The following is a 22,961-nucleotide window of genomic DNA, read 5'->3' on the forward strand; positions in this document are numbered from 1 at the left end:
ACCCAGCGCCGCCAGTGCAACAGCCCGTCACCGTGGACATTGACGATGACCTGCTGGCGCTGGCGCAAGACACCGCTGCACGCCAGCGCATCACGCTGGGCCAGGCGGTATCGCACTGGATGCGGCTGGGCGCACAAGCCGCCGCCGCGCACACCGCCGAACAAGCCCCTCACGAGCGCCATCCACCCGCTGCGGCGCACCCGCCGCGCACCTCACTCACCACGACGCCCCCACCCATGAACCTCTGCGGCTTTCCCATCGGCCTGGATCGGCCCTTCTTCCTCATCGCCGGCCCTTGCGTGGTCGAATCCGAACAGCTGCAAATGGACGTGGCCGGGCAGCTCAAGGAGATCACCGCGCAGCTGGGCATCCCCTTCATCTTCAAAAGCAGCTACGACAAGGCCAACCGCAGCAGCGGCGCGAGCTTTCGCGGCCCGGGCATGGAAAAGGGGCTGGAGATTCTGGCCAAGGTGAAGAAAGAGCTGCAGCTGCCCGTGCTCACCGACGTGCACACCGAGGCCGAAATCCCTCAAGTTGCCGCCGTGGTGGACGTGCTGCAAACCCCCGCCTTCCTGTGCCGCCAGACCGACTTCATCCGCGCCGTGGCGCAGTCGGGCAAGCCGGTGAACATCAAGAAAGGCCAGTTCCTTGGCCCGCACGACATGAAAAACGTCATCGACAAAGCCCGCGCCGCCGCGCGCGAAGCGGGCCTGCCCGAAGACAACTTCATGGCCTGCGAGCGCGGCGCCAGTTTTGGCTACAACAACCTCGTTTCCGACATGCGCAGCCTGGCCATCATGCGCGAGACCGGCGCGCCCGTGGTGTTCGACGCCACCCACAGCGTGCAACTGCCCGGCGGTCAAGGCACTTCAAGCGGCGGCCAGCGCGAAATGGTGCCCGTGCTCGCGCGCGCGGCCGTGGCCGTGGGCGTGGCCGGCCTGTTCATGGAAACGCACCCCGACCCGAACAAGGCCCTGTCCGACGGGCCCAACGCCGTGCCGCTCAAACACATGAAGGCGCTGCTGCAAACCCTGCTGGCGCTGGATGCGGTGACCAAGCGAAACGGTTTTCTGGAAAACGACTTCAGCGCATGAGCGAGCACGCCCCGCCCAGCCCACAGCAAGCCAGCCAGGCCATCCGGCAATGCCTGCCGCAGGCGCGTGCGGCCTGGCTGTTTGGCAGCGCCGCACATGGCGGCGCGCGCTTTGGCCCGGGCAGCGACATCGACATCGCCGTGCGCCTGCCGCAGCCCCTGGGCGGGCCCGCGCTGCTGCACGCCGCAGAGCAACTGGCGCAGCGCCTGGGCCATGAGGTGGACTTGCTCGACTTCGACCGCCTGCCCACCGTAATGCAGGTGCAAGTCATGCACACGGGCGAGCTGCTATTCAACGACAGCGGCGCAGAGCACCTGGACCACTGCAGCCGCATCCTGACCGAATACCAGCACATCCAGCGCTGGCGCCAGCCCATGGTGCAGCAGCTGCTGGCACAACTGCAGCAGGCCCAGCCATGAACGCCACCGCCTTGCAAGACGCCCTGGCCCAGAAGGCCGACCGCATGCAGCGCTGCATCGCGCGCGCCCGTGAGGAGCTGCGCCTGGCCGGGGCGCATTTCGCCAGTGATTTCACCCGGCAGGATGCCGCCATCCTGAACGTGCAACGCGCCTGCGAGCTGGCCATCGACATGGCCAATATGTTCATCGCCCACCACCAATGGGGCCTGCCGCGCAGCGCGCGCGAGGCCTTTGCGCTGCTGGGCGAGCACCAGTTGCTGCCAGGCGAGCAGGTGCAGGCGCTGCAGCACATGGTCGGCTTTCGCAACATCGCCGTGCACCAGTACGATGCGCTGGACATGGACATCGCCGCCGCCGTCATCGCCCACCGGCTCGATGCCCTGACCCAGCTGGCCGCCGTGCTGCTGCAGCGCAGCCTCGATAGCAGCGCCCCTGAAAGCCCCTGATCCATGCCGCCAGCGGCGGCCATCGCCATACCCCAGAGGAACACCCCCATGCCCTACGGCTACGTCATCGCCAACGTCCACGTCACCAACCCCGAGCAAATGGCCGAGTACCGCCAGTGGAGCACCCAGGCCGCCCAGGCGCACGGCGGCGAATTCATCGTGCGCGGCGGCCAGCAGCAGGTGCTTGAAGGCCAGGCCCACGCGCGCACCGTGGTGCTGCGCTTTCCCAGCTACGCGGCGGCGCAGGCGTTCTATGATTCGCCCGAATACCGCAAGGCGCGCCAGGTGCGCGAAGGCGCGGGCGTGTTCAACATGCTGTGCGTCGAAGGGCTGTGAGCCCCTGTCGCTCAAGGCCTTTGCGCGCCTGAAGCCCGCCGCAGCGCCCGTTTTTCATCTCCCATTGACCTGAGCAAAGGAAACCACCATGAGTGCCATTGTTGACATCGTCGGCCGCGAAATCCTCGACAGCCGCGGTAACCCCACCGTCGAGTGCGACGTGCTGCTGGAGTCGGGCGTGATGGGCCGCGCCGCCGTGCCCTCGGGCGCATCCACCGGCGCGCGCGAGGCCATCGAGCTGCGCGACGGCGACAAGGGCCGCTACCTGGGCAAGGGCGTGCTCAAGGCCGTGCAGCACATCAACACCGAAATCTCCGAGGCCGTGCTGGGCCTGGATGCGGCCGAGCAGGCCTTCCTCGATCGCACGCTGATCGACCTGGACGGCACGGACAACAAATCGCGCCTGGGCGCCAATGCGCTGCTGGCCGTGTCCATGGCCGTGGCCCGCGCCGCCGCCGAGGAAACCGGCCTGCCGCTGTACCGCTACTTTGGCGGCATGGGCGGCGTGACCCTGCCCGTGCCGATGATGAACGTCATCAACGGCGGCGCGCACGCCAACAACAGCCTGGATCTGCAGGAGTTCATGATCATCCCCAGTGGCGCGCAGAGCTTTCGCGAGGCGCTGCGCTGGGGCGCGGAGGTGTTCCATGCGCTGAAGAAAATCATCCACGACAAGGGCATGAGCACCGCCGTGGGCGATGAAGGCGGCTTTGCCCCCAGCGTGGAAAACCACGAGGCGGCCATCGGCCTGATCCTGCAATCCATCGAGGCGGCCGGCTACCGCCCCGGCGAGCAAATCGCCCTGGGCCTGGACTGCGCCTCCAGCGAGTTCTTCAAGGACGGCGTCTACACCCTCGAAGGTGAAGGCGGCCTCAAGCTCTCGGCGGCCGAGTGGACGGAAAAACTCTGCACCTGGTGCGAGAAATACCCCATCGTCAGCATCGAGGACGGCATGGCCGAGGGCGACTGGGACGGCTGGAAGCTGCTGACCGCGCGCCTGGGCAAAAAGGTGCAGCTGGTGGGCGATGACCTGTTCGTGACCAACACCAAGATCCTCAAGGAAGGCATCGACAAGGGCATTGCGAACTCCATCCTCATCAAGATCAACCAGATTGGCACGCTGACCGAGACTTTCGAGGCCATCGAAATGGCCAAGCGCGCGCGCTACACCGCCGTCATCAGCCACCGCAGCGGCGAGACCGAGGACTCCACAATCGCCGACATTGCCGTGGGCACCAACGCCGGCCAGATCAAGACCGGCTCCTTGAGCCGCAGCGACCGCATGGCCAAGTACAACCAGCTGCTGCGCATCGAGGAAGACCTGGGCGACGTGGCCGTCTACCCCGGCGCCTCGGCCTTCTACAACCTGCGCTGAGCGCTGGCGCGCCCCTGAACGCACTGCAAGACGGCCCTGCCATGCGACTGCCCCTGCGCCTGCGCCATCTGACCACCGTCGCGCTGCTGCTGCTGCTGGCCTGGCTGCAGTGGCAGCTCTGGACTGGGCGCGGCAGCTACCCCAACGTCGAGCTGATGCGCGAGGAAATTGCCGTGCAGCGCCACTCCAACGCGCTGATGCGGCAAGACAACGAGCGCCTGCTCAACGACATCGCCGACCTGCGCGAAGGCCGCGAGATGATGGAGGAAATCGCCCGCCAGGAGCTGGGCATGATCCGCCCCAACGAAGTCTTCGTGCAATACACCAAGCCCTGAGCGCCAAGCCCCGGGATTAGAGCCCGTTCTGCTCGAACGTTGACAAATCCAGGACCTGGCCGCGGACTGGCATCGCACATTGCACATCGCAATCTCGCGGGTCGCTCTCGTCATGCCCGCGAAGGCGGGCATCCAGCGCCCCCCTTGCGCACGAGCGGGGATTGGCCAACGGCAGCGCCGCCCCTGTCAGCGTCGCAGCTGGACACCCGCCTTCGCGGGTGTGACGCGAACCAGCGGCGCTTGCAGGAAATGTCTTTATAAGAACCGAAACCGCTCTAGACAGGCAGGCCCACGGCCATGACGCCCAGCATCGCCAATCCCCCCGCACTGCTGCGCCAGCTGCTCGATGCGGCCATTGCCGCTGCGCAACCGGCGCAGCAACTGGCGCGACACCTGCCGCCGCTGCCGCCAACCATCGCCGCTGGTGAGGGCCGGGTACTGGTGCTGGGCGCCGGCAAGGCCTCGGCCGCCATGGCTGCGGCGCTGGAGCAGGCCTGGCCCCAGGCGCCACTGGGCGGGCTGGTGGCAACGCGCTATGGCCACGCCGCGCCCTGCCGGCGCATCGAAATCGTGCAGGCCGCGCACCCCGTGCCCGATGCCGCTGGCCAGGCCGCCGCGCAGCGCATGCTGGCGCTGGCGCACAGCGCCGGCGCGCAGGATCTGGTGGTGTGCCTGTTCTCCGGCGGCGGCTCGGCGCTGCTGCCGCTGGCCCTGCCGGGGCTGACGCTGGCCGACAAGCAGGCCCTGAGCCAAGCCCTGCTGCGCAGCGGCGCCAGCATCCAGGAGATGAACTGCGTGCGCCGCCACCTCTCGGCCATCAAGGGCGGGCGGCTGGCGCTGGCCTGCGCGCCCGCGCCAGTGCTCAACCTGCTGATCTCCGACGTGCCCGGCGACGAGCCGGCCGACATCGCCTCCGGCCCCAGCGTGCCCGATGCCAGCAGCTGCGCCCAGGCGCTGGACATCCTGCAGCGCTACCACATCGCCGTGCCCGAGGCGGCGCGGCAGCTGCTGCAATCGGGCGCGGGCGAAAGCATCGCCCCGGGCGACGCGCGCCTGCCAGCCATCACCACGCGGCTGATCGCCACCCCGCAGCAGGCCTTGCAGGCCGCTGCCGCCGCTGCTCGCCAGGCCGGGCTGCACGCCTACATCCTGGGCGATGCGCTGGAGGGCCAGGCCGCCGAACTGGCCCGCGCCCTGGCCGGCATGGCCCGCTACGCCCAGCGCCATGCGCCGCAGCCCACCCTGCCCTGGCAGCGCCCCTGCGTGCTGCTCTCGGGCGGTGAAACCACCGTCACGCTGGCTGGCAACGGCGGTCCGGCTGCCGCGCCGCGCAGCGGCCGGGGCGGGCGCAACGCGCACTTCCTGCTGGCCCTGGCGCTGGCGCTGCGCGGCGCGCCAGGCATCCACGCGCTGGCGGCCGACACCGACGGCGTGGACGGCAGCGAAGCCATCGCCGGCGCCTGCATCGGCCCGGATACACTGCAGCGCGCCCGCCAGCAGGGGCTGAGCGCCCAGCAGGCGCTGGACGGGCACGACGCGCACCGCTTCTTCGAGGCCCTGGGCGACGCCATCGTCACCGGCCCCACGCGCACCAACGTCAACGACTTTCGCGCCATCCTGATCCTATGACGCACGCCGCCCCCCGCCGCACGAACGCGCCCCCCAACGCCCGCCACACCCAGGCCAAGATCGTGGCCACCATCGGCCCGGCCACCGACGACAAGGCCCGCATCCGCGCACTGCACGAAGCCGGCGCCGACGTGTTCCGCCTGAACTTCAGCCACGGCAGCCATGCCGACCACCAGCGCCGTCACGCCTGGATCCGCGAGATCGAGGCCGAAAGCGGCCGCCCCATCGCCATCCTGATGGACCTGCAAGGCCCCAAGCTGCGCATCGGCAGCTTTGCACAGGGCTCGGCGCTGCTGGAGCCAGGCCAGCCCTTCCGGCTGGACATGGACACGGCCACACCCGGCAGCGAGCAGCGCGTGGCCATGCCGCACCCGGAAATCTTCGCCGCGCTGCGCCCGGGCACGGAGCTGCTGCTCGACGACGGCCGGCTGCGCCTGCGCGTGGCGCACTGCGGCGCAGACTATGCGCACACCGTGGTGACCGTGGGCGGCGTGCTCAGCAACCGCAAGGGCGTGAACGTGCCCGGCGTGCTGCTGCCCATCTCCGCGCTGACCGACAAGGACTGCGCCGACCTGGAATTCGGCCTCTCGCTGGGCGTGGACTGGGTGGCCCTGTCCTTCGTGCAGCGCGCCAGCGACATCGCCGAGCTGCGCCAGCGCATCGCCGGGCGCGCGGCCATCGTCGCCAAGCTGGAAAAGCCTGCCGCCATCGACGCGCTGCAGAGCATCGTGGCCGAAACCGATGCCGTGATGGTCGCGCGCGGCGACCTGGGCGTGGAAATGCCCGCCGAGCAAGTGCCCGCCATCCAGCGCCAAATCATCCGCGCCTGCCGCCGCCAGGGCCGCCCGGTCATCGTCGCCACGCAAATGCTCGAATCCATGGTTGGCTCGCCCGTGCCCACGCGCGCCGAAGCCTCGGACGTGGCCACCGCCATCTACGAAGGCGCCGACGCCGTCATGCTCTCGGCCGAATCAGCCTCGGGCCACTACCCGCTGCAGGCCGTGCAGATGATGCAGCGCATCATCGAGCACAGCGAAGCCGACCCCACCTGGCGCGAAGGCCTGCAGGCCAGCCAATGCGCGCCCGAGCCCACCGTCGCTGACGCCATCGGCCTGGCCATGCGCCACGCCATCGCGCTGCTGCAGGCCCCGGCCACCGTGGCCTACACCAGCTCCGGCTACGCCGCGCTGCGCACCGCGCGCGAGCGCCCGGCCGCGCCCATCATCGGCCTGACCCCGCACCTGGCCACTGCACGGCGGCTGGCGCTGGTCTGGGGCGTGCACCCCATCATCACCCCCGAGCTGGCCGTGGGCACCAGCGTCGAGCACATGGCCGAGGTGGCCGAGCGCAGCGCCTGCGACGCCGGCTTTGCCGGCCCGGGCGACTACCTGGTGATCTCCGCCGGCCTGCCCTTTGCCACGCCCGGCACCACCAACCTGCTGAAAATCATCCGCATCGCCGCGCCCGCCACCGGCGGCGCAGCAGCACCATGAAAGCGCCATGAAGATCGACCTGGCCTGCCAGCTGCCCTGCAGCATGGCCCAAGCCGCCGCCCAGGCGCGGCGCCCCCGCCTGCTGCACCACGTGGCCCACCCGCTGGTGCGGTTTCGCCCCCAGCAGCCGCAGCAACTGCCGGACACCTGGCAGGAAGGTTGCTATGAGATGCGCATGTATTTATTCAAACTGATTCCGCTGGGGCGGCAAAGCATCGTGATTTCATTTCCGGAACACGGCGGCGGCTTTGCGCTGCGTGACAACGGCCATGGCAGCCTGGTGCGCCGCTGGGATCACCTCATCACCCTCACCCCCAACGGCGCCGGCACTTGCTACCGCGATCAGGTCACCATCGAGGCCGGCTGGCTGACTGGGCCGGTATGGCTGTTTGCCCAGCTGTTCTACCGCCACCGCCAGCGGCGCTGGCGGCAATTGGCAGCGCGGGATTTCAAGGGGATTTAGAGCGGTTTCGATTCTGATGAAGACATTTCCTGCAAGCGCCGCTGGTTCTCGTCACACCCGCGAAGGCGGGTGTCCAGTGGCGACGCGGACAGACGCGCTGCCGTTTGCCAATCCCCCACTCGTGTGCAAGGGGGACGCTGGATGCCCGCCTTCGCGGGCATGACGAGCGAGCGCGACCTGCGAGATTGCGGTGCCAGTCGGCGGCCCGGTCTTGGATTTGTCAATGTTCGAGCAGAGCGCGCTCTAAGAATCTGCTCAAAAGCACTCCACCGCGCTGCGGCCAGAAAACGAGGCCAGCGGCAGGCTCACAGACGTTGAGCGACGCGCCCCCGCGCGCTCACCGTTCACGCCTCGCAGGCCTGGGCCAGTGGCGGCTGCGCCCACACCGGTTGCAGATCGGGCGGCAGCGGCGGCAGGCGGCCCAGCTCCACGCCGCCGTCGGTGGCGGGTGGGCGGTGAAAGTCGCTGCCGCGCGAGGCCAGCAGGCCGTGGCTGCGAGCCATGGCGGCCAGCTCGGCGATCTGCGCGGCAGGCTGCGGGCCGGAGATGACTTCGATGGCCTGGCCGCCGCTGGCCTTGAAGTGCTGCAGCAGAGTTTGCAGGGCCGGCGGCGGCAAGTCGTAGGCCAGCGGATGCGCCAGCACGGCCAGGCCGCCGGCGGCGCGGATGGCGGCGATGGCCTGCTGCAGCGGCAGCCATTGCGTGGGCACGAAGCAGCGGCCCTGCTCGCCCAGATAGCGCTGGAAGACCTGCTGCTCGCTGCCGGCCTGGCCGCTGTGTACCAGGTAGCGCGCCAGGTGCGGCCGCGCCAGCTGGCTGGGCTGGCCGCCGGCCTGCGCCAGCGCGCCTTGCCAGACGCCGCGAAAGCCGGCCTGCTCCAGGCACTGCGCCATGCGCCAGGCGCGCTGCACGCGCAGTTGCTGGTTGGCCGCCAGCGCCTGCTGCAGCGCGGCGTGGTCAATGTCCATGCCCAGGCCGACGATGTGCAGGGTGCGGCCTTGATACAGCGCCGAGACTTCCACCCCGCTGACCCAGGCCAGCCCCAGCGCACGTGCGGCCTGCGCGGCCTGCCGTTGGCCGGCCAAGGTGTCATGGTCGGTCAGCGCCCACAGCGCCACGCCCTGTCGTTGTGCGCGCGCGGCCAGCTCGGCCGGAGCCAGCGTGCCGTCCGATGCGGTGGAGTGGCAGTGCAGATCGGCCGCCAGCGCGGCGGCATCGCCCTGCTCCGGCGCGCCGGGCCGAGGATCCGGCCGATGAGCTGGCCTATCAGCCGGCCGCTCAGTCTGCCTATCAGTCTGCGTAGGGGTTGGCATAGCCCAGCCGCTCGAGGATGCGCACTTCCTGCGCCTCCATGGCTTGTGCGTCGGCCTCGCTGGTTTCGTGGTCCCAGCCCTGGGCGTGCAGCACACCATGCACCACCATGTGCGCGTAGTGCGCCTCCAGCGTCTTGCCTTGCTGGAGCGCCTCTTGAGCGATGACAGGGGCGCACAGCACCAGATCGGCCATGACCAGCGGCTGCTGCGCGTAGTCGAAGGTCAGCACATTGGTGGCGTAGTCCTTGTGGCGGTAGCTGTGGTTGAGCGCGCGCCCTTCCTCGGCATCGACGATGCGCACGGTGATTTCGGCATCGCGCTCCAGCGCATGGCGTATCCAGCGCGCCACGCGATGGCGCGGCAGGGCCTGGCGGTGCTGGCGCGCCTGCTCGGTGGGTGCGAATTGCAATGACAGCGACAGTTGCGGCAAGGCCATGGCGTCACTCCTGCGGCGCGCCTGACGCGCCTGACTCGCCTGGCGCCCCTGCGGCGCGCTGGCAGCCCTGCAGCAGCGGCACGTCCACGGCGGCGCTGCCTGGGGCCTTGATGCTCAGGCCGCCAGCGCCATCGCCCTGCCCGGCGCGCCAGCGGTAGCTGGCCTGCTGCGCACCCTGGGCCTGGGCCACGTAGTGCGGCTGCAGCGTTTGCACCACGGGCTGCATGGCGATGCGCTGCCCGGCAAATTCCACAATGGCGCGGCCTGCCAGGCGGCCGCCCTGGTGTTCGTAGCGCACCTGCAGTTGCTGGCCATCGGCGCAGCGGTAGTTCACCTGCTGCACCTGCGATGGCCGCTGCGGCTGCGATGGCGGCTGCGCCGGCGCGGCCGCCGCGCGCGCCGCCGGGCGGGCAGCCTGCCCTGCCGGGCCTGTAGTGCAGGCAGCCAGCAGCGCAGCGCCCAGCCACAGCCCGGCCCAGGGCCATGCGGCGCGGCGCGCCTGCCTGACTGCTGCTGCGACTGCAACTGCGGCAGCAGTGTGTGCGGGTGTGGGGGGCGGTACGTCACGCATGGCCGGCCTGCTCCTGTGCACCATCGCTGGCCGCTGCCGTGGCTGCAGCGCGGGCCGGGCTGGCGGCCTTGGCCCCTGCCTTGCCCCCTGCCTTTCCCCCTGTTTGCGCGGCAGCGGGGCGCGGGGCCACGCGGTCGTAGGCATCGACGATGCGCGCCACCAGCGGGTGGCGCACCACGTCGCCGCTGTCGAACTGCGTGAAGGCAATGCCCTTGACGTTCTTGAGCACGCGCCGCGCATCGAGCAGGCCGCTGACCGCGCCCTTGGGCAGGTCGATCTGGCTGGCATCGCCGGTGATCACCGCCTTGGCGCCAAAGCCGATGCGGGTGAGGAACATCTTCATTTGCTCGGGCGTGGTGTTCTGCGCCTCGTCAAGGATGACGAAAGCGTTGTTGAGCGTGCGCCCGCGCATGAAGGCCAGCGGCGCGATCTCCAGCGCGTTGCGCTCGAAGGCCTTTTGCACGCGCTCAAAGCCCATCAGCTCATAGAGCGCGTCGTACAGCGGGCGCAGGTAGGGGTCGACCTTTTGCGTCAGATCGCCGGGCAGAAAGCCCAGGCGCTCGCCGGCCTCCACCGCCGGGCGCGTGAGCACGATGCGCTGCACGGCATTGCGCTCCAGCGCATCGACCGCGCAGGCCACGGCCAGATAGGTCTTGCCGGTGCCGGCAGGGCCAATGCCGAAGGTGATGTCGTGCTCGGCAATGTGGCTGAGGTAAACGCTCTGGTTGGGCGTGCGGGCGCGCAAGTCGCTGCGCCGCGTGGACAGCCGGGCCGCGCCATCCTCGCCCTCGTGCACGCTGGCCGCATCGCCGGCGAGCATCAGCTGCACGTGCTCGGCCGAGATGGCGCGGCCGGCCATCTCGTACAGCGCCTGCAGCACCTCCAGCGCCTTTTGGGCATTGCGCTTGGCCCCTTCGATCTTGAAGGCGCCCTCGCGGCGGCTGATGGCCGTTTGCGTGGCCGCCTCGATGGTGCGGATGTGGGACTCCATCGGCCCCACCAGATTGGCCAGGCGCTGATTGCTGGCCGGCACGAAAGCATGGCGCAAGACTGTGGACAAGTGCGGACTCTCCCAAAGTGAAAAAACTCCAGCCGGACTCTGCGGCACCCTCTGCCGTGCAAAGTAGACTGCGCCTGCATTATCGCGGCGGCCGCGGCTGCTGCGGCCCATCTCAAACAGGCTTGCCATGATCGGAAAACTCACTGGAACCCTGGCGGAGAAAAACCCGCCGCACATCCTCATCGACTGCCAAGGCGTGGGCTACGAGGTGCTGGTGTCGATGAACACCTTCTACCACCTGCCCGCGCCGGGCGAGCGCGTCAGCCTGGCCACGCAGCTGATCGTGCGCGAGGACGCCCATCTGCTCTACGGCTTTGGCAGCGCGCAGGAGCGCAGCTGCTTTCGCGAGCTCATCAAAGTCTCCGGCCTGGGGCCCAAGACGGCGCTGGCCGTGCTCAGCGGCCTGACGGTGCAGGAGCTGGCCGCGGCCATCGCCCAGCAGGAGCTCGGCCGCCTCACGCGCATCCCGGGCATCGGCAAGAAAACCGCCGAGCGCCTGCTGCTGGAGCTCAAGGGCAAGATTGGCGACGCCGCCGATGCCAGCCTGCCCGCAGCGGCCGGCCAGCAGGCCGCGCCGGAACACGCCGACATCCTGCAGGCCCTGCTGGCGTTGGGTTATTCCGACAAAGAGGCCCAACAATCGTTAAAAAATCTACCAAACGCGATAAGTGTAAGTGAAGGTATCAGGTTCGCCCTAAAATCGCTCTCGAAGTGAGTTTGCGCATCGCCACGGCGCCCCGCTCTGGCCATGCGGGCAGAGGCATACATCGTTTTCCAACTGGAGAGGCACATATGAAGAAACTGAACATCCATGCCGCGCTGGCAGCAGCCATCGGCCTGAGCGGCGCGCACTGCGCCAGCGCCCAGGAAGCCGCGTTTGCGCCGTCCTACTACGCCCACGAGCAGGCCCCGCAGGCCAATGCCACATTCACGCCCGCCATCACCAAGCAGGCCCGCATCGCCCCAGCCGCCAAGCTGATCGCGCTGGGCGCCATGGATGAGCGGGCCCTGATCACCAAGCTGGCCAGCGCCCCCATGGCCGGCGCGCACCAGGTGGGCACAGCCCGCGCCAGCGCCGCCACCGGCACCGCCAAGGCCACGGCCCAGCACCTGCAGTGGCAGGCCCTGCCCAGCGGCGCGCACGCCGCCGCGCTGCAATACCAGTCGGACAACGCCTTCGCGCTGCGCCTGGGCCTGCTGGTCGATGCCCTGCCGGCCACGGCCATCGTGCGCGTTTACGCGCCCGGCCAGGCCGAGGCCGCCATTGAAATCAGCGGCGCGCACATTCAGGAAACCCTGGCCCTGAACGCCCGCAACAGCGTCGGCGCCGCTGGCCTGACGCCCGAGCAAATCAACACCTACTGGCTGCCCACCATCGCTGGCGATGCCGCCGTGCTCGAAATCGAAGTGCCCGCCGGGCTGGATCCGGCCAGCGTGCAAGTGGCCATGCCCACGCTGTCGCACTTCTTTGAGTCGCCCGAAGTGGCCCTGGCCCAGATGGACAAGCTCGAGCGCATCGGCATGTCCGAAGGCTGCAACTACGACGCCACCTGCGCCACGGAAATCAGCGAAGTGCGCAAATCCGTAGGCCGCATGCTGATGACCGTGGACGGCAACAGCGGCTACTGCACCGGCACCCTGGTGGCCGACCAGGCGCGCTCGGGCACGCCTTACTTCATCACGGCCGAGCACTGCATCAGCACCCAGCCCGTGGCCTCCTCGCTGGAGACCGACTGGCGCTTCCACACCGAGACCTGCACGCCTGACAGCGGCGTTTCCAAGGAGCACAACCGCCTGTTTGGCATCGAGGCCGGCGCGCGCCTGGTCTATTCCGAGCGCCGCTTCGACACCACCTTGCTGGTGCTCAACGCGCTGCCGCGCGGCAATGTGCTGTTCTCCGGCTGGTGGGCCAACCGCGAGCTGAACCAATCGGTCTATGGCATCAGCCACCCCAGGGGTGATCTGCAAAAAGTCAGCTACGGGCGCATCAGCAGCTACGCCTCGTGCACGCCCTTCGATGCCGACGGCCTGACCTCCTGCCGCCCCGGCACGGCCGACTTCAGCGACTTCTTCAACGTCAACTACAGCTACGGCACCACCGAGCCCGGCAGCAGCGGCTCGGGCCTGTTCGCGCGCCATGCCGATGGCAACCACTACCTGATCGGCGTGCTCAGCTCGGGCAGCGCCTCGTGCAGCATGCGCGATGGCTCCAGCGTCTATGGCCGCTTCGACATGGCCTATGCCGATGGCCTGAAGTACTTCCTGGGCGAGAAAAACAGCACCTACCCCACGCTGCGCCCGATCTACCGCTTCTACAACCACGCCAGCGATTCGCACTTCTACACCCAAAGCCCTGAGCAGCGCGACATCGTGATCAACAACATGCCCGGCTTCACCTACGAGCATGAGCAGTTCATGGCCTACACCTACCAGGCCCCTGGCACAGTGCCGGTGCACCGCTTCTACAACCACGTGGTCGGCTCGCACTTCTACACCGCCAACGAGGCCGAAGCCCAGACCATGCGCACCCAGTTCGCCGACAGCCACATCTACGAAGGCGTGGCCTGGTTCGCCCGCACCACCCCGGGCGATGGCACCAGCCCGGTGATGCGCTACTTCAACACCCACCGTGGCACCTACTTCTACACCATGATCCCGGAGCAGCAACGCTTCATCGAGCTGAGCATGCCCTACTTCCGCAAAGATGGCGCGGCCTACTACGCCTGGCCCATGACCAGCCAGTAAGCAAGCCAAGGGGCAGCCCAGCGCCCCAACCCACAGGCCCCGCAAGGGGCCTGTTTTTTTGCGCTGGCGGCTTTGTCCATGGCGGCCCTTGCCCAGCCCTACAATGATTTGGAGCAGGCGCTCAGGCGCGCCGCAGCGCGCCGCAAGCCTTTGCAAACAACACCGAAGAGGGGCAAATCCATGGCACACAGGCTTTCACCGATTAGCACCCGCCTGCGCCGCAGCCGCGCCTGGCTGGCCGGGGCTTTGGGCGCGTTGGCAGCGCTGGGCGCGCAGGCCGCGCAGATCACCTCCATCACCCCCGCAGACGTGGCCAACCACCCCAGGCAGGTGCTGGTGACGCTGAGCGAGGCGGTCGTGCCCATCGGCCAGCCACAGGCCACGCCGCCGGTGACGCTGCAATGCGATGGCGCCCAGCCCAAGGGCCAGGGCCGCTGGCTGCACGAGCGCCAATGGGCCTACCAGTTCGAGCAGCCGCTGCCCGGCGGCATGCGCTGCCAGGTGGCGCGCAACCCGCAGTTTCGCGACCTGGGCGGCCAGCCCCTGGCCGAGCTGGCCGAACACCGCTTCAACACCGGCGGCCCCAGCATTGTGGACATCCACCCCTCGCACTGGGATGGCGTGATCGAGGAGGAGCAGTACTTTCTGCTCACGCTCAACAGCCCCGTCGATCCGGCCAGCCTGGCCAAGCACGCCTGGTGCCAGATCGAGGGCGTGGGCGAGCGCGTTGCGCTGCGCGTGCTGCCCGATCAAGAGCATCAGCAGATGCGCGAGCTGCTGCGCGAGCGCCGGCGCAGGCACGATGAGCACACCGGCCCAACCCTTGCCGTGGCCTGCCAGCGGCGCATGAGCCCCGGCGCCACCTTGACGCTGGTCTGGGACAAGGGCATGGCCGCCCCCAACGGCGTCACCACCGAAAAACGCGAGCACTACGACTACACCGTGCGCCCGCAATTTGCCGCCACCTTCAGGTGCACGCGCGAGAACGCCAGCAAGAAATGCATCCCCATGCTGCCCATGGATTTGCACTTCAATGACGACGTGCCCATGCAGTGGCTGCCGCACATCGTGCTGCGCGCCGGCGATCGGCAATGGCTGCCCAGCGTGGAGCTCGATGACGGCAGGCTCACGCCCGAGCAATGGCAGGCCCAGGCCAAGCAGCTCGAAGGCCGCCACATGAATTGGCTGCGCTTTGATGGGCCATTTCCTGAGAACACGCGCTTTGAGCTCGTGCTGCCCACCGGGCTGCAGGACGACTCCCAGCGCCTGCTGAGCAATGCCAGCGCCTTCCCACTGCAGGTGGCCACCGATGCCGCGCCGGCGCTGGCCAAGTTCGCCACCGGCGACTTTGCCATCATCGAGCGCTTTGCCGAGGGCTACCACCAGGCGCCGCTGCTGCCCATGACGCTGCGCAGGGTCGAGCAGGAGCTGCCGCTGCGGGTGCTGCGCCTGGACAGCGATGCCGAGATCATCGAATGGATGTACCGCACCGAGCAGCTGCGCCCGGGCGACTACGTGCATCGCCACTATGCGCAAAGCCTGGGCCTGTCGCCCCTGCCCACGCGCTCGAAAAAGCGCGACCCGGATGAGCGCGAGCCCAATTTCGTTCAGGCGCGCATGATCGGCCTGCTGGAGCACCAACCCCAGGCGCAAAGCCGCAGCATCGCCCCCAGCCCAGGCAATGCCGATCGCCAGGCCACGGAGGTCATCGGCATCCCGCTGGAGCCGGGCTTTCAGGTCGTCGAGCTGGCCTCGCCGCTGCTGGGCAGCGCGCTGCTCGACCCCAAGTTCGACGCGCCGCGCACGCTGTACGCGCGCACCACGGTGCTGGTGACCAACCTGGCCGTGCATTTCAAGCTCGGCGCGCACAACTCGCTGGCCTGGGTCACCTCGCTGGATACGGGCAAGCCCGTGGCCGGCGCGCGCGTGCAGGTCAACCAATGCGACGGCAGCGTGGTCGCCCAGGCCACCACCGATGCGCAAGGCCTGGCGCGCTTCGACGACGTGGCCGGCATGCCCGAGTGCGAGCGCGCCGAAGACCGCTACTGGCACCGCCACGCCTACCTGGTCAGCGCGCGCTCGCCCGACGGCAAGGACCTGGCGCTGGTCTGGAGCGACTGGCAGCGCGGCATCGAGCCCTGGCGCTTCCAGCACAGCTACAGCGACCACCTCCAGCCCCAGAACAAGACCAAGCTGCACACGGTGCTCGATCGCAACCTGCTGCGCGCCGGCGAAACCGTGTCCATGAAGCACTACGCCCGCGCCGAGGTGCCCAGCGGCCTGGCCACCCCGGCCGCCAACGCCCTGCCCGATACCTTGTTCGTGCGCCACCACGGCAGCCAGCGCGAGTTCGAGCAAAAGCTGCAATGGGAGCGCACCGCCGGCGGCGGCATGGTGGCCACCAGCAGCCTGAAGCTGCCGGCCATGGCGCCGCTGGGCCGCTACAGCATCAGCCTGCAACGCCAGGGCCCGAACCAGGTGAGTGCCACCACCGCCCAGTTCCGGGTCGAAGAGTTCCGCCTGCCGGTGCTGGAAGGGCGCATCACGCCCCTGGCCGCGGCCGAGGGCAAAGCGGCCGAGGGCGGGGCGCTGGAGATGGCCCTGCAGCTGTCCTACCTCAGCGGCGGCCATGCCTCGAACTGGCCGGTGAAGATCTCGGCCATGCTCGAGCCGCGCTGGTTGCAGTTCGACGACTACCACGACTATCAGTTCACGCCGCCGGCCCGGCCCAGCGAGCGGCCAGATGGCCACGGCCCACACGAGCAGGACGGGCCATCGTCCAGCGAACCGCGCCGCCTGCTGCTGGACAAACACCCGCTGACGCTGGACGCCCAGGGCCAGGGGCGCTTTACCGTGCCGGCCGCGCCCGCGCAGTATGCGGCGCAGCCGCACCAGCTGCGCATCGAGGCCAACTTTGAAGACCCCAGCGGCGAGACGCAGACCATCACCCGCCTGCAGCCCGTCTGGCCCAGCGATGTGCTGGTGGGCATCGCCACCGAGGAGTGGATCTCGGTCAAGAAACCGCTGAAGGTGCGCGCCATCGCGCTCTCGCCCCAGGGCCAGCCGCTGGCAGGCCAGGCCATCACCGTGCGCGCCCGCGCCCACACCACGCTGAGCACGCGCAAGCGCATGGTCGGCGGCTTCTACAAGTACGAGCACCACCACGAAACCCAGGATCTGGGCACCGTCTGCGAAGGCCGCAGCGACGCCCTGGGCCGCTTCGATTGCACGGCCGAGCTGACGCAGCCCGGCGAGATCGAGCTGGTGGCCAGCGTGCAGGACGCGCAGGCGCGCCCCTTCAGCGCCGCCACCAGCATCTGGGTCACGCGCGAGGGCGAGCAGTGGTTCGATGCCGACTCCTCCGACCGCATGGACGTGCTGCCCGAAAAACCCAGCTACCAGCCCGGCCAGACTGCGCGCTTTCAAGTGCGCATGCCCTATCGCCAGGCCCAGGCGCTGGTCACTGTTGAGCGCGAGGGCGTGCTGCACAGCCAGATCATCGAGCTCTCGGGCCAGGACCCGAGCTTCACGCTGCACATCGACCCGAGCTGGAGCCCCAACGTCTACGTCAGCGTGCTGGCGCTGCGCGGGCGGCTGCGCGAGGTGCCCTGGTACAGCTTCTTCACCTGGGGCTTTCGCTCGCCCATTCTGTGGTGGCGCGCCTGGCGCAGCGACACCGGCGAGGCCGTGCCGCCCACCGCGCTGGTGGACTTGAGCAAGCCCAGCCACCGCCTGGGCGTGGCGATGCTGCGCGTGGGCGAAGACGGCCACCGGCTGCGCGTGCAGGTCACGCCCGACAAGCCGCGCTACCAAAGCGGCGAGACCGCCACGCTGACGCTGCAGGCCCAGCTGCCCGATGGCAAGCCCGCAGCCCATGCCGAAGTGGCGCTGGCCGTGGTGGACAAGGCCTTGCTGGAGCTCTCGCCCAACCCCAGCTGGGCGCTGCTCAAGGCCATGATGGGCGAGCGCGCCTGGCGCGTGCAAACCGCCACCGCGCAGATGGAAGTGGCCGGCCGGCGCCACTACGGCCGCAAGGCCGTGCCCGCAGGCGGCGGCGGCGGCGAGGGCGAAGGCCAGCACGCCACGCGCGAGCTGTTCGACACCCTGCTGCTGTGGCAGCCGCGCATCGCGCTGGACGCCAACGGCCGCGCCAGCGTGCAGGTGCCGCTCAACGACAGCGTCACCACCTTCCACGCCCAGGCCATGGCCGATGCGGGCGTGCAGTTCTTCGGCGAGGGCAGCGCCGAGCTGCTGGCCACGCGCGATCTGCAAATCATCAGCGGCCTGCCGCCCGTGGTGCGCGAGGGCGACCGCTACGACGCGCGCCTCACGCTGCGCAACACCACCGACCAGCCGCTGACCGTGCAGGTCTCGGCGCGCCACGGCCAGCAGGAGCTGCCCGCCAGCAGCGTCAGCCTGGCCGCCGGCGCGGCGCAAACCGTGCAGTGGCAGGTCACCGCGCCCATGCTGGAAGGCGACCAGGCCCAGGCCAGCCTGGACTGGCAGCTGCAGGCCCAGGCCCAGCAAACGCCGGGCAATGACAAGGCCGCCCCGCAGGACAGCCTGCGCATCACGCAAACCCTGCTGCCGGCCGTGCCCGTGACGGTGCGCCAGGCCAGCCTGCGCCAGCTGGGCGCGGCCAGCGAGGCGCCGCTGCAACTGCAGGTGGCCATGCCCGAAGGCGCGCTGGAGGGGCGCGGCGGCATCGTGCTGCAGGCCCAGAGCCAGCTCGGCGGCGACCTGCTGCCCGGCCTGCAGCGCTGGTGGAAGCACTACCCCTATGCCTGCCTGGAGCAGCGCCACAGCAAGGCCATCGGCCTGCTCGACGAGCAGCTGTTCCAGTCCGTGCAGGCCGATCTGCCCAGCTTCCTGGACGACAACGGCCTGGCAGGCTACTTCCCGCCCAGCAGCCGCTACCCGGGCAGCGTGCCCCTGACGGCCCATTTGCTGCAGGTGGACGCCGTCATGCAGCAGCTGGGCATGCACCCCATGCGCATCGACGCCGACTCGCGCCAGCGCATGCTCAAGGCGCTGGAAGACTTCGTGCTGGGCAGGCTCGATCTCAAGGCCCCGCCCTACTACCCGAATGCACGGCATGAGCGCAGCGCCGAGCGCCTGATGGCCCTGGCCGCACTCAGCATGCACGGCGCGGCCCAGCCCAGCATGCTCGAACACCTGGAAATCACCCCCAGCGCCTGGCCCACCTACGCCGTGCTGGACTGGCTGCAAATCCTGCGCAACCTGCCCAGCCTGCCCCAGCGCGCCAAGCTGCAGGCCCAGGCCGAGCAAACCCTGCGCAACCGCCTGCAGCACACCGGCACGCAGCTGAGCCTGAGCCAGGACGGGCCGCACCGTGGCTGGTGGCTGATGCAAAGCCCCGACAGCGACGCCGCGCGCCTGCTGCTGCTCACCGCCGACCTGCCCGGCTGGAAGGACGACGCCGGCGCCCTGGCCAGCGCCCTGCTGGCGCGCCAGAGCAACGGCGCCTGGCGCACCACCACTGCCAATCTGTGGGGCCAGCTGGCGCTGCGGCGCTTCTCCAACCTGCACGAGAGCGAGCCCGTGGGCGGCGCGCTGCAAGCCCGCCTGGGCGGCGAGCAGCAGCAGCGCGACTGGCCCGCGCCCTCGACCAGCGAAGGCCAAGGCGCAGCGCACGGCGAAGGCAAGGGCATATCGCGCCTGCAAATGCAGTTTGCCTGGCCCGACGCCATCGCCCGCCTGGGCGATGCCCAGGCCGCCGCGCAGCTGGAAGTGGCGCAGCTGGGCACAGGCCGGCCCTGGCTGACCATCTCGGCGCTGGCGGCCATGCCGCTGACGGCCCCAGTGCACAGCGGCCTGCGCGTGGAAAAGCGCATCACCCCCGTGGTGCAGGCCACGCCCGGGCGCTGGAGCCCCGGCGACGTCTACCGCGTGCACCTGCTGCTCGACAGCGCCGCGCAGCTGAACATGACCGTGCTGACCGACCCCATCCCCGCCGGCAGCACCATCCTGGGCAGCGGCCTGGGGCGCGACTCGGCCATCGACAGCCAGGCCGGCGGCGACGAGGGCCACGATGACAGCTGGTGGCGCATCGCCTGGGTGGAGCGCAAGCACGACGCCATGCGCGTGTACTACCACGGCCTGCCCGCCGGGCAGACCCGCTACAGCTACACCGTGCGCCTGAACCAGCCCGGCCAGTTCCAGCTGCCGCCCACGCGCGCCGAAGCCCTGTACATGCCGCAGTTCTTCGGTGAAACCCCCAATGCCCAGTTCAGCGTGGCCGCGCCCGCGGCGCAGTAAGCGCCCGCAGCGCAGTCAACACAGTCAACGCGGCGCGGCGCGGCGCCTGCTGGCTGGCGGCCTGCTGCTGGCCGGCTTGGCGCTGACAGGCGCGGGCGCGCCGGCGCTGGCCGATGGCCTGCCCAGTTTTGAGCAGGTGCGGCAGGAATTCCATTCCTCCGAAACCTGGCTGCTGGACCGCCACGGCCAGCGCCTGCAGCGCCTGCGCACCGACTTCAGCGTGCGCCGGGGCGACTGGGTGGCGCTGCAGGCCGTCTCCCCCGCGCTGCTGCACGCCATCGTGCTGACCGAGGACAAGCGCTTTTACGAGCACAGCGGCGTGGACTGGGCCGCCGTGGGCGCGGCCGCCTGGGGCAATCTGTGGAACGAGCGCACGCGCGGCGCCTCCACCATCACCATGCAGCTGGCCGGCCTGCTCAACGAGGCGCTGCGCAGCCGCCCCGGCGGGCGCAGCTGGGGGCAGAAATGGCGCCAGCTGTGGTCGGCGCGCGATCTGGAGCAGGACTGGAGCAAGGCCCAGGTGCTGGAGGCCTATCTGAACCTGGTGCCCTTTCGCGGCGAGCTGCAGGGCATCGACGCGCTCTCGCGCAGCCTGTTCGACAAGGCCCCGCACGGCCTGGACCAGCGCGAGGCCGCCATTGCCGCCGCGCTGCTGCGCGCGCCCAACGCGCCCGTGGCGCGCGTGGCCGAGCGCGCCTGCCTGGTGCTGCAAGCGGCCCAATCGCCCTGGGGGCGCGACTGCAAGGCGCTGGCCTTCTACACCGAAGCGGCCCTGCGCCGCCGCCATTTCGAACCCGAGCAAGGCGATGCGCCGCACTTTGCCCGCTACGCGCTGCAGCAATACCAAGAGCAGCAAGCGCAGCAAGGGCCGCAAGATCAGCCACTGCCGGCCGAGCTCCCCAGCTCCCTGGACGCGGGGCTGCAGCGCCACGCCGCGCACACGCTGCGCCGGCAACTGCAGCAGCTGCAACACCAGAATGTGCGCGACGGCGCCGTGCTGGTGCTGGACAACGCCAGCGGCGAGGTGCTGGCCTGGGTCGGCTCCTCCGGGGCGCAGCTGAGCCAGGCCGCCGAAGTGGACGCCGTGCAGGCGCTGCGCCAGCCCGGCTCCACGCTCAAGCCCTTGCTCTACGCCCAGGCCATTGCGCAGCGCCGCCTGACGGCCGCCTCGCTGCTGGACGACTCGCCCGCGCGCATCCCCACCGCCTTCGGCCTGTACGTGCCGGAAAACTACGACCTGCGCTACCGCGGCTGGGTCTCGGTGCGCCAGGCGCTGGGCAGCTCGCTGAACATCCCGGCCGTGCGCGCGTTGGGCATGGTCACGCCCGAGGCCTTCGCCCAGCAGCTGCGCGCGCTGGGCTTTGCCCTGCCCGAGCCGGCCGGCTTTTACGGCCACAGCCTGGCGCTGGGCGGGGTGGACGTCAGCCTGCTGCAGCTGACCAACGCCTACCGCACCCTGGCCAATGGCGGCCTGCACGGCGCCGTGCGCAGCGCCCGCGCGCCAGCCAATGCGCCGCGCCCGGCCGACGATGCGCCACGCATCTGGGACGAGCGCGTGGCCTTCATCGTCGGCGACATGCTCTCGGACCGCCACGCCCGGCTGCTGACCTTCGGCACCGACAGCGCGCTGGCCACGCGCTTTTGGAGCGCCGTCAAGACCGGCACCAGCAAGGACATGCGCGACAACTGGGCCATCGGCTACACGCCGCGCTTTGCCATCGGCGTGTGGGTCGGCAATGCCGATGGCTCGCCCATGCACGACGTCAGCGGCATCTCCGGCGCGGCCCCGGTCTGGGCCAGCGTGGCTGCCTACCTGCACGCCCGCCACCCGGCCGCTGCGCCCCAGCAGCCTGCGGGCCTGGTGCGCCTGGGCGTGCAATACCAGCCAGAAAGCCCCGATGCCCCGCCCCCGATCGACAGCAGCCGCCAGGAATGGTTTCTGCCCGGCACCGAGCAGGCCCTCTTCACCCTGCCCGCGCCCACGGCCTCAGGCCATGCCGCCAGCGACAGCGCCGGCCACGCCACGGCTGCGCGCATCATCGAGCCGCAACCGGGCACCATCATCGCGCTGGATCCGGACATCCCGCCAGCCAACCAAATGCTGCGCCTGCAAACCCAGGCCGCGCAGGCGCAATGGTGGTTCAACGGCCAGCGCGTCACCGGCCTGGCCGATGCGCGCCGCTGGTACTGGCCCCCCATGCCCGGCCGGCACCACATCGAACTGCGCAGCGCCGATGGCCGCACCGTCTACGACCAGGTTCACATCGAAGTGCGCGGCGCCTGGCTCAAAACCGATGCGCCTTGAGCGCCTCAAACGCCGCAAAAGAAGAAAAGCCCCAGCAGCGAGAACGCCAACGGGACACTTGTCGCGCCTCAGTTCTCCGGCTCGAAACCTGAAGCAGACGGCGCATCCGGATGCAACCAGGCTGGCATGTCGCGCCGCTCATGCAGCACGCGCCAGACATCGACGTGATCTGATCGCGCGACGTAGAACACCCAATAGGGATAGCGCTTCAAAGGCCAGCTGCGCAGGCCGGGCAGGTCCAGCTCGTGCGCGTAACGCGGCGAGCCGGTGGCCGGATGGCGGGCGATCTGGGCATAGGCCTGCTCCAGCGCGTCAATGAAGCCCAGCGCAGCGGCCATGGCCTGTTCGCGCAGATAGTGCTCCAAGGCCTGGTCAACGTCCCGCCTGGCCTGGGCCCGGGGGATGACAGGCGGCAGGGCCTTCATCCCCGCGCACGCTGCACCTTGGCGCGCAGCGTGTCGAAATATGCGCCATCGGCAGGCGCGCCCGGCGCAGAAGCGGCGCCGGCCAGCAGCAGGCCGCGCAGTTGCTGGCGATCCTGATCGCGGCGGATCAGCTCGCGCACATACTCGCTGCTGGTGCCATAGCCACGCTGGCTGACCTGCTCATCGACAAAGGACTTCAGGCTTTCGGGCAGGGAGATGTTCATCGTGCTCATGGCG

At 69.6% G+C, this 22,961-nt stretch carries 19 protein-coding genes; 13 read left to right on the forward strand and 6 right to left on the reverse strand.

The genetic code is table 11. From position 1 onward, the window contains the following. The first annotated feature begins 236 nt into the window (after positions 1 to 236). From kdsA to CK625_RS06665, 9 genes are all read left to right on the forward strand, one after another. On the forward strand, positions 237 to 1,094 hold the full coding sequence (gene kdsA / locus CK625_RS06625; RefSeq protein WP_095539688.1) for a 3-deoxy-8-phosphooctulonate synthase: 858 nt from the start codon (positions 237 to 239) through the stop codon (positions 1,092 to 1,094). After that, positions 1,091 to 1,513, forward strand: coding sequence for a type VII toxin-antitoxin system MntA family adenylyltransferase antitoxin (gene mntA, locus CK625_RS06630; RefSeq protein WP_095539514.1), 423 nt, complete (start codon positions 1,091 to 1,093; stop codon positions 1,511 to 1,513). Before kdsA ends, mntA begins: the two co-directional genes overlap by 4 nt. Further along, positions 1,510 to 1,959 carry a type VII toxin-antitoxin system HepT family RNase toxin gene (gene hepT, locus CK625_RS06635; RefSeq protein ID WP_095539515.1) on the forward strand — a complete coding sequence of 150 codons (450 nt, stop codon included), beginning with the start codon at positions 1,510 to 1,512 and terminating at the stop codon, positions 1,957 to 1,959. The genes mntA and hepT overlap by 4 nt, the downstream gene beginning before the upstream one ends. 48 nt (positions 1,960 to 2,007) lie before the next feature. Continuing rightward, a complete protein-coding gene (locus CK625_RS06640) occupies positions 2,008 to 2,295 on the forward strand; it encodes a DUF1330 domain-containing protein (RefSeq protein WP_095539516.1) in 288 nt (95 codons plus the stop codon). Positions 2,296 to 2,383: 88 nt separating this feature from the next. Then, positions 2,384 to 3,670 (forward strand): phosphopyruvate hydratase, encoded by a 1,287-nt coding sequence (gene eno / locus CK625_RS06645; RefSeq protein ID WP_095539517.1) that lies wholly within the window; start codon positions 2,384 to 2,386, stop codon positions 3,668 to 3,670. A 41-nt stretch (positions 3,671 to 3,711) separates the two neighbouring features. Then, positions 3,712 to 4,005 (forward strand): septum formation initiator family protein, encoded by a 294-nt coding sequence (locus CK625_RS06650; RefSeq protein WP_095539518.1) that lies wholly within the window; start codon positions 3,712 to 3,714, stop codon positions 4,003 to 4,005. A gap of 297 nt (positions 4,006 to 4,302) precedes the next feature. Next, positions 4,303 to 5,634, forward strand: a complete 1,332-nt coding sequence (locus CK625_RS06655) for a glycerate kinase type-2 family protein (RefSeq protein WP_095539519.1) — start codon at positions 4,303 to 4,305, stop codon at positions 5,632 to 5,634. Further along, complete coding sequence (gene pyk / locus CK625_RS06660) at positions 5,631 to 7,127, forward strand: pyruvate kinase (protein ID WP_095539520.1); 1,497 nt, start codon at positions 5,631 to 5,633, stop codon at positions 7,125 to 7,127. The genes CK625_RS06655 and pyk overlap by 4 nt, the downstream gene beginning before the upstream one ends. A gap of 7 nt (positions 7,128 to 7,134) precedes the next feature. Then, positions 7,135 to 7,590 carry a hypothetical protein gene (locus tag CK625_RS06665; RefSeq protein ID WP_095539521.1) on the forward strand — a complete coding sequence of 152 codons (456 nt, stop codon included), beginning with the start codon at positions 7,135 to 7,137 and terminating at the stop codon, positions 7,588 to 7,590. Between the two features lie 344 nt (positions 7,591 to 7,934). Here CK625_RS06665 and CK625_RS06670 read toward each other — a convergent pair whose 3' ends face one another. Genes CK625_RS06670 through CK625_RS06685 form a run of 4 tightly spaced genes read right to left on the reverse strand, consistent with a single transcriptional unit; the run spans position 7,935 to position 10,970 of the window. After that, positions 7,935 to 8,903, reverse strand: a complete 969-nt coding sequence (locus tag CK625_RS06670; protein ID WP_095539522.1) for a PHP domain-containing protein — start codon at positions 8,901 to 8,903, stop codon at positions 7,935 to 7,937. After that, positions 8,881 to 9,339, reverse strand: coding sequence for an rRNA maturation RNase YbeY (gene ybeY, locus CK625_RS06675; protein ID WP_095539523.1), 459 nt, complete (start codon positions 9,337 to 9,339; stop codon positions 8,881 to 8,883). Before ybeY ends, CK625_RS06670 begins: the two co-directional genes overlap by 23 nt. A gap of 4 nt (positions 9,340 to 9,343) precedes the next feature. Next, on the reverse strand, positions 9,344 to 9,910 hold the full coding sequence (locus tag CK625_RS06680; RefSeq protein ID WP_095539524.1) for a hypothetical protein: 567 nt from the start codon (positions 9,908 to 9,910) through the stop codon (positions 9,344 to 9,346). Next, the gene (locus tag CK625_RS06685; protein ID WP_238945548.1) at positions 9,903 to 10,970 is read right to left on the reverse strand and encodes a PhoH family protein; all 1,068 of its coding nucleotides are present in this window, start codon (positions 10,968 to 10,970) and stop codon (positions 9,903 to 9,905) included. The genes CK625_RS06680 and CK625_RS06685 overlap by 8 nt, the downstream gene beginning before the upstream one ends. A gap of 127 nt (positions 10,971 to 11,097) precedes the next feature. Between CK625_RS06685 and ruvA the strand changes: the two genes are divergently transcribed. The 4 genes from ruvA to pbpC all read left to right on the forward strand — a co-directional run bounded on the left by ruvA (position 11,098) and on the right by pbpC (position 22,299). Further along, positions 11,098 to 11,685, forward strand: a complete 588-nt coding sequence (gene ruvA, locus CK625_RS06690; protein ID WP_095539525.1) for a Holliday junction branch migration protein RuvA — start codon at positions 11,098 to 11,100, stop codon at positions 11,683 to 11,685. 77 nt (positions 11,686 to 11,762) lie between these two features. Beyond that, positions 11,763 to 13,715 carry a trypsin-like peptidase domain-containing protein gene (locus tag CK625_RS06695; RefSeq protein ID WP_095539526.1) on the forward strand — a complete coding sequence of 651 codons (1,953 nt, stop codon included), beginning with the start codon at positions 11,763 to 11,765 and terminating at the stop codon, positions 13,713 to 13,715. A 180-nt stretch (positions 13,716 to 13,895) separates the two neighbouring features. After that, entirely contained in the window at positions 13,896 to 19,994 is a 6,099-nt protein-coding gene (locus CK625_RS06700; protein ID WP_143326206.1) for an alpha-2-macroglobulin family protein, read from the forward strand. Beyond that, on the forward strand, positions 19,957 to 22,299 hold the full coding sequence (pbpC, locus tag CK625_RS06705) for a penicillin-binding protein 1C (RefSeq protein ID WP_172425107.1): 2,343 nt from the start codon (positions 19,957 to 19,959) through the stop codon (positions 22,297 to 22,299). The genes CK625_RS06700 and pbpC overlap by 38 nt, the downstream gene beginning before the upstream one ends. A 68-nt stretch (positions 22,300 to 22,367) precedes the next feature. Here pbpC and CK625_RS06710 read toward each other — a convergent pair whose 3' ends face one another. After that, positions 22,368 to 22,724 carry a type II toxin-antitoxin system RelE/ParE family toxin gene (locus tag CK625_RS06710; protein ID WP_095539528.1) on the reverse strand — a complete coding sequence of 119 codons (357 nt, stop codon included), beginning with the start codon at positions 22,722 to 22,724 and terminating at the stop codon, positions 22,368 to 22,370. Then, a complete protein-coding gene (locus tag CK625_RS06715; RefSeq protein ID WP_095539529.1) occupies positions 22,721 to 22,957 on the reverse strand; it encodes a type II toxin-antitoxin system ParD family antitoxin in 237 nt (78 codons plus the stop codon). The genes CK625_RS06710 and CK625_RS06715 overlap by 4 nt, the downstream gene beginning before the upstream one ends. Positions 22,958 to 22,961: the final 4 nt, after the last annotated feature.

It is taken from the genome of Vandammella animalimorsus (assembly GCF_002285265.1).
In the GTDB taxonomy this organism is placed as follows: Bacteria; Pseudomonadota; Gammaproteobacteria; order Burkholderiales; family Burkholderiaceae_C; genus Lampropedia.

What these genes read in the sequence shown, in the direction of transcription:
- pyk (WP_095539520.1), top strand. Translation starts at nt 5,631, where the DNA reads ATGACGCACGCCGCCCCCCGCCGCACGAACGCGCCCCCCAACGCCCGC.
- CK625_RS06700 (WP_143326206.1), top strand. Translation starts at nt 13,896, where the DNA reads ATGGCACACAGGCTTTCACCGATTAGCACCCGCCTGCGCCGCAGCCGC.
- kdsA (WP_095539688.1), top strand. Translation starts at nt 237, where the DNA reads ATGAACCTCTGCGGCTTTCCCATCGGCCTGGATCGGCCCTTCTTCCTC.
- CK625_RS06695 (WP_095539526.1), top strand. Translation starts at nt 11,763, where the DNA reads ATGAAGAAACTGAACATCCATGCCGCGCTGGCAGCAGCCATCGGCCTG.
- CK625_RS06640 (WP_095539516.1), top strand. Translation starts at nt 2,008, where the DNA reads ATGCCCTACGGCTACGTCATCGCCAACGTCCACGTCACCAACCCCGAG.
- CK625_RS06655 (WP_095539519.1), top strand. Translation starts at nt 4,303, where the DNA reads ATGACGCCCAGCATCGCCAATCCCCCCGCACTGCTGCGCCAGCTGCTC.
- mntA (WP_095539514.1), top strand. Translation starts at nt 1,091, where the DNA reads ATGAGCGAGCACGCCCCGCCCAGCCCACAGCAAGCCAGCCAGGCCATC.
- CK625_RS06680 (WP_095539524.1), bottom strand. Translation starts at nt 9,910, where the DNA reads ATGCGTGACGTACCGCCCCCCACACCCGCACACACTGCTGCCGCAGTT.
- ybeY (WP_095539523.1), bottom strand. Translation starts at nt 9,339, where the DNA reads ATGGCCTTGCCGCAACTGTCGCTGTCATTGCAATTCGCACCCACCGAG.
- CK625_RS06715 (WP_095539529.1), bottom strand. Translation starts at nt 22,957, where the DNA reads ATGAGCACGATGAACATCTCCCTGCCCGAAAGCCTGAAGTCCTTTGTC.
- hepT (WP_095539515.1), top strand. Translation starts at nt 1,510, where the DNA reads ATGAACGCCACCGCCTTGCAAGACGCCCTGGCCCAGAAGGCCGACCGC.
- eno (WP_095539517.1), top strand. Translation starts at nt 2,384, where the DNA reads ATGAGTGCCATTGTTGACATCGTCGGCCGCGAAATCCTCGACAGCCGC.
- CK625_RS06665 (WP_095539521.1), top strand. Translation starts at nt 7,135, where the DNA reads ATGAAGATCGACCTGGCCTGCCAGCTGCCCTGCAGCATGGCCCAAGCC.
- CK625_RS06670 (WP_095539522.1), bottom strand. Translation starts at nt 8,903, where the DNA reads ATGCCAACCCCTACGCAGACTGATAGGCAGACTGAGCGGCCGGCTGAT.
- CK625_RS06650 (WP_095539518.1), top strand. Translation starts at nt 3,712, where the DNA reads ATGCGACTGCCCCTGCGCCTGCGCCATCTGACCACCGTCGCGCTGCTG.
- pbpC (WP_172425107.1), top strand. Translation starts at nt 19,957, where the DNA reads ATGCCCAGTTCAGCGTGGCCGCGCCCGCGGCGCAGTAAGCGCCCGCAG.
- CK625_RS06710 (WP_095539528.1), bottom strand. Translation starts at nt 22,724, where the DNA reads ATGAAGGCCCTGCCGCCTGTCATCCCCCGGGCCCAGGCCAGGCGGGAC.
- ruvA (WP_095539525.1), top strand. Translation starts at nt 11,098, where the DNA reads ATGATCGGAAAACTCACTGGAACCCTGGCGGAGAAAAACCCGCCGCAC.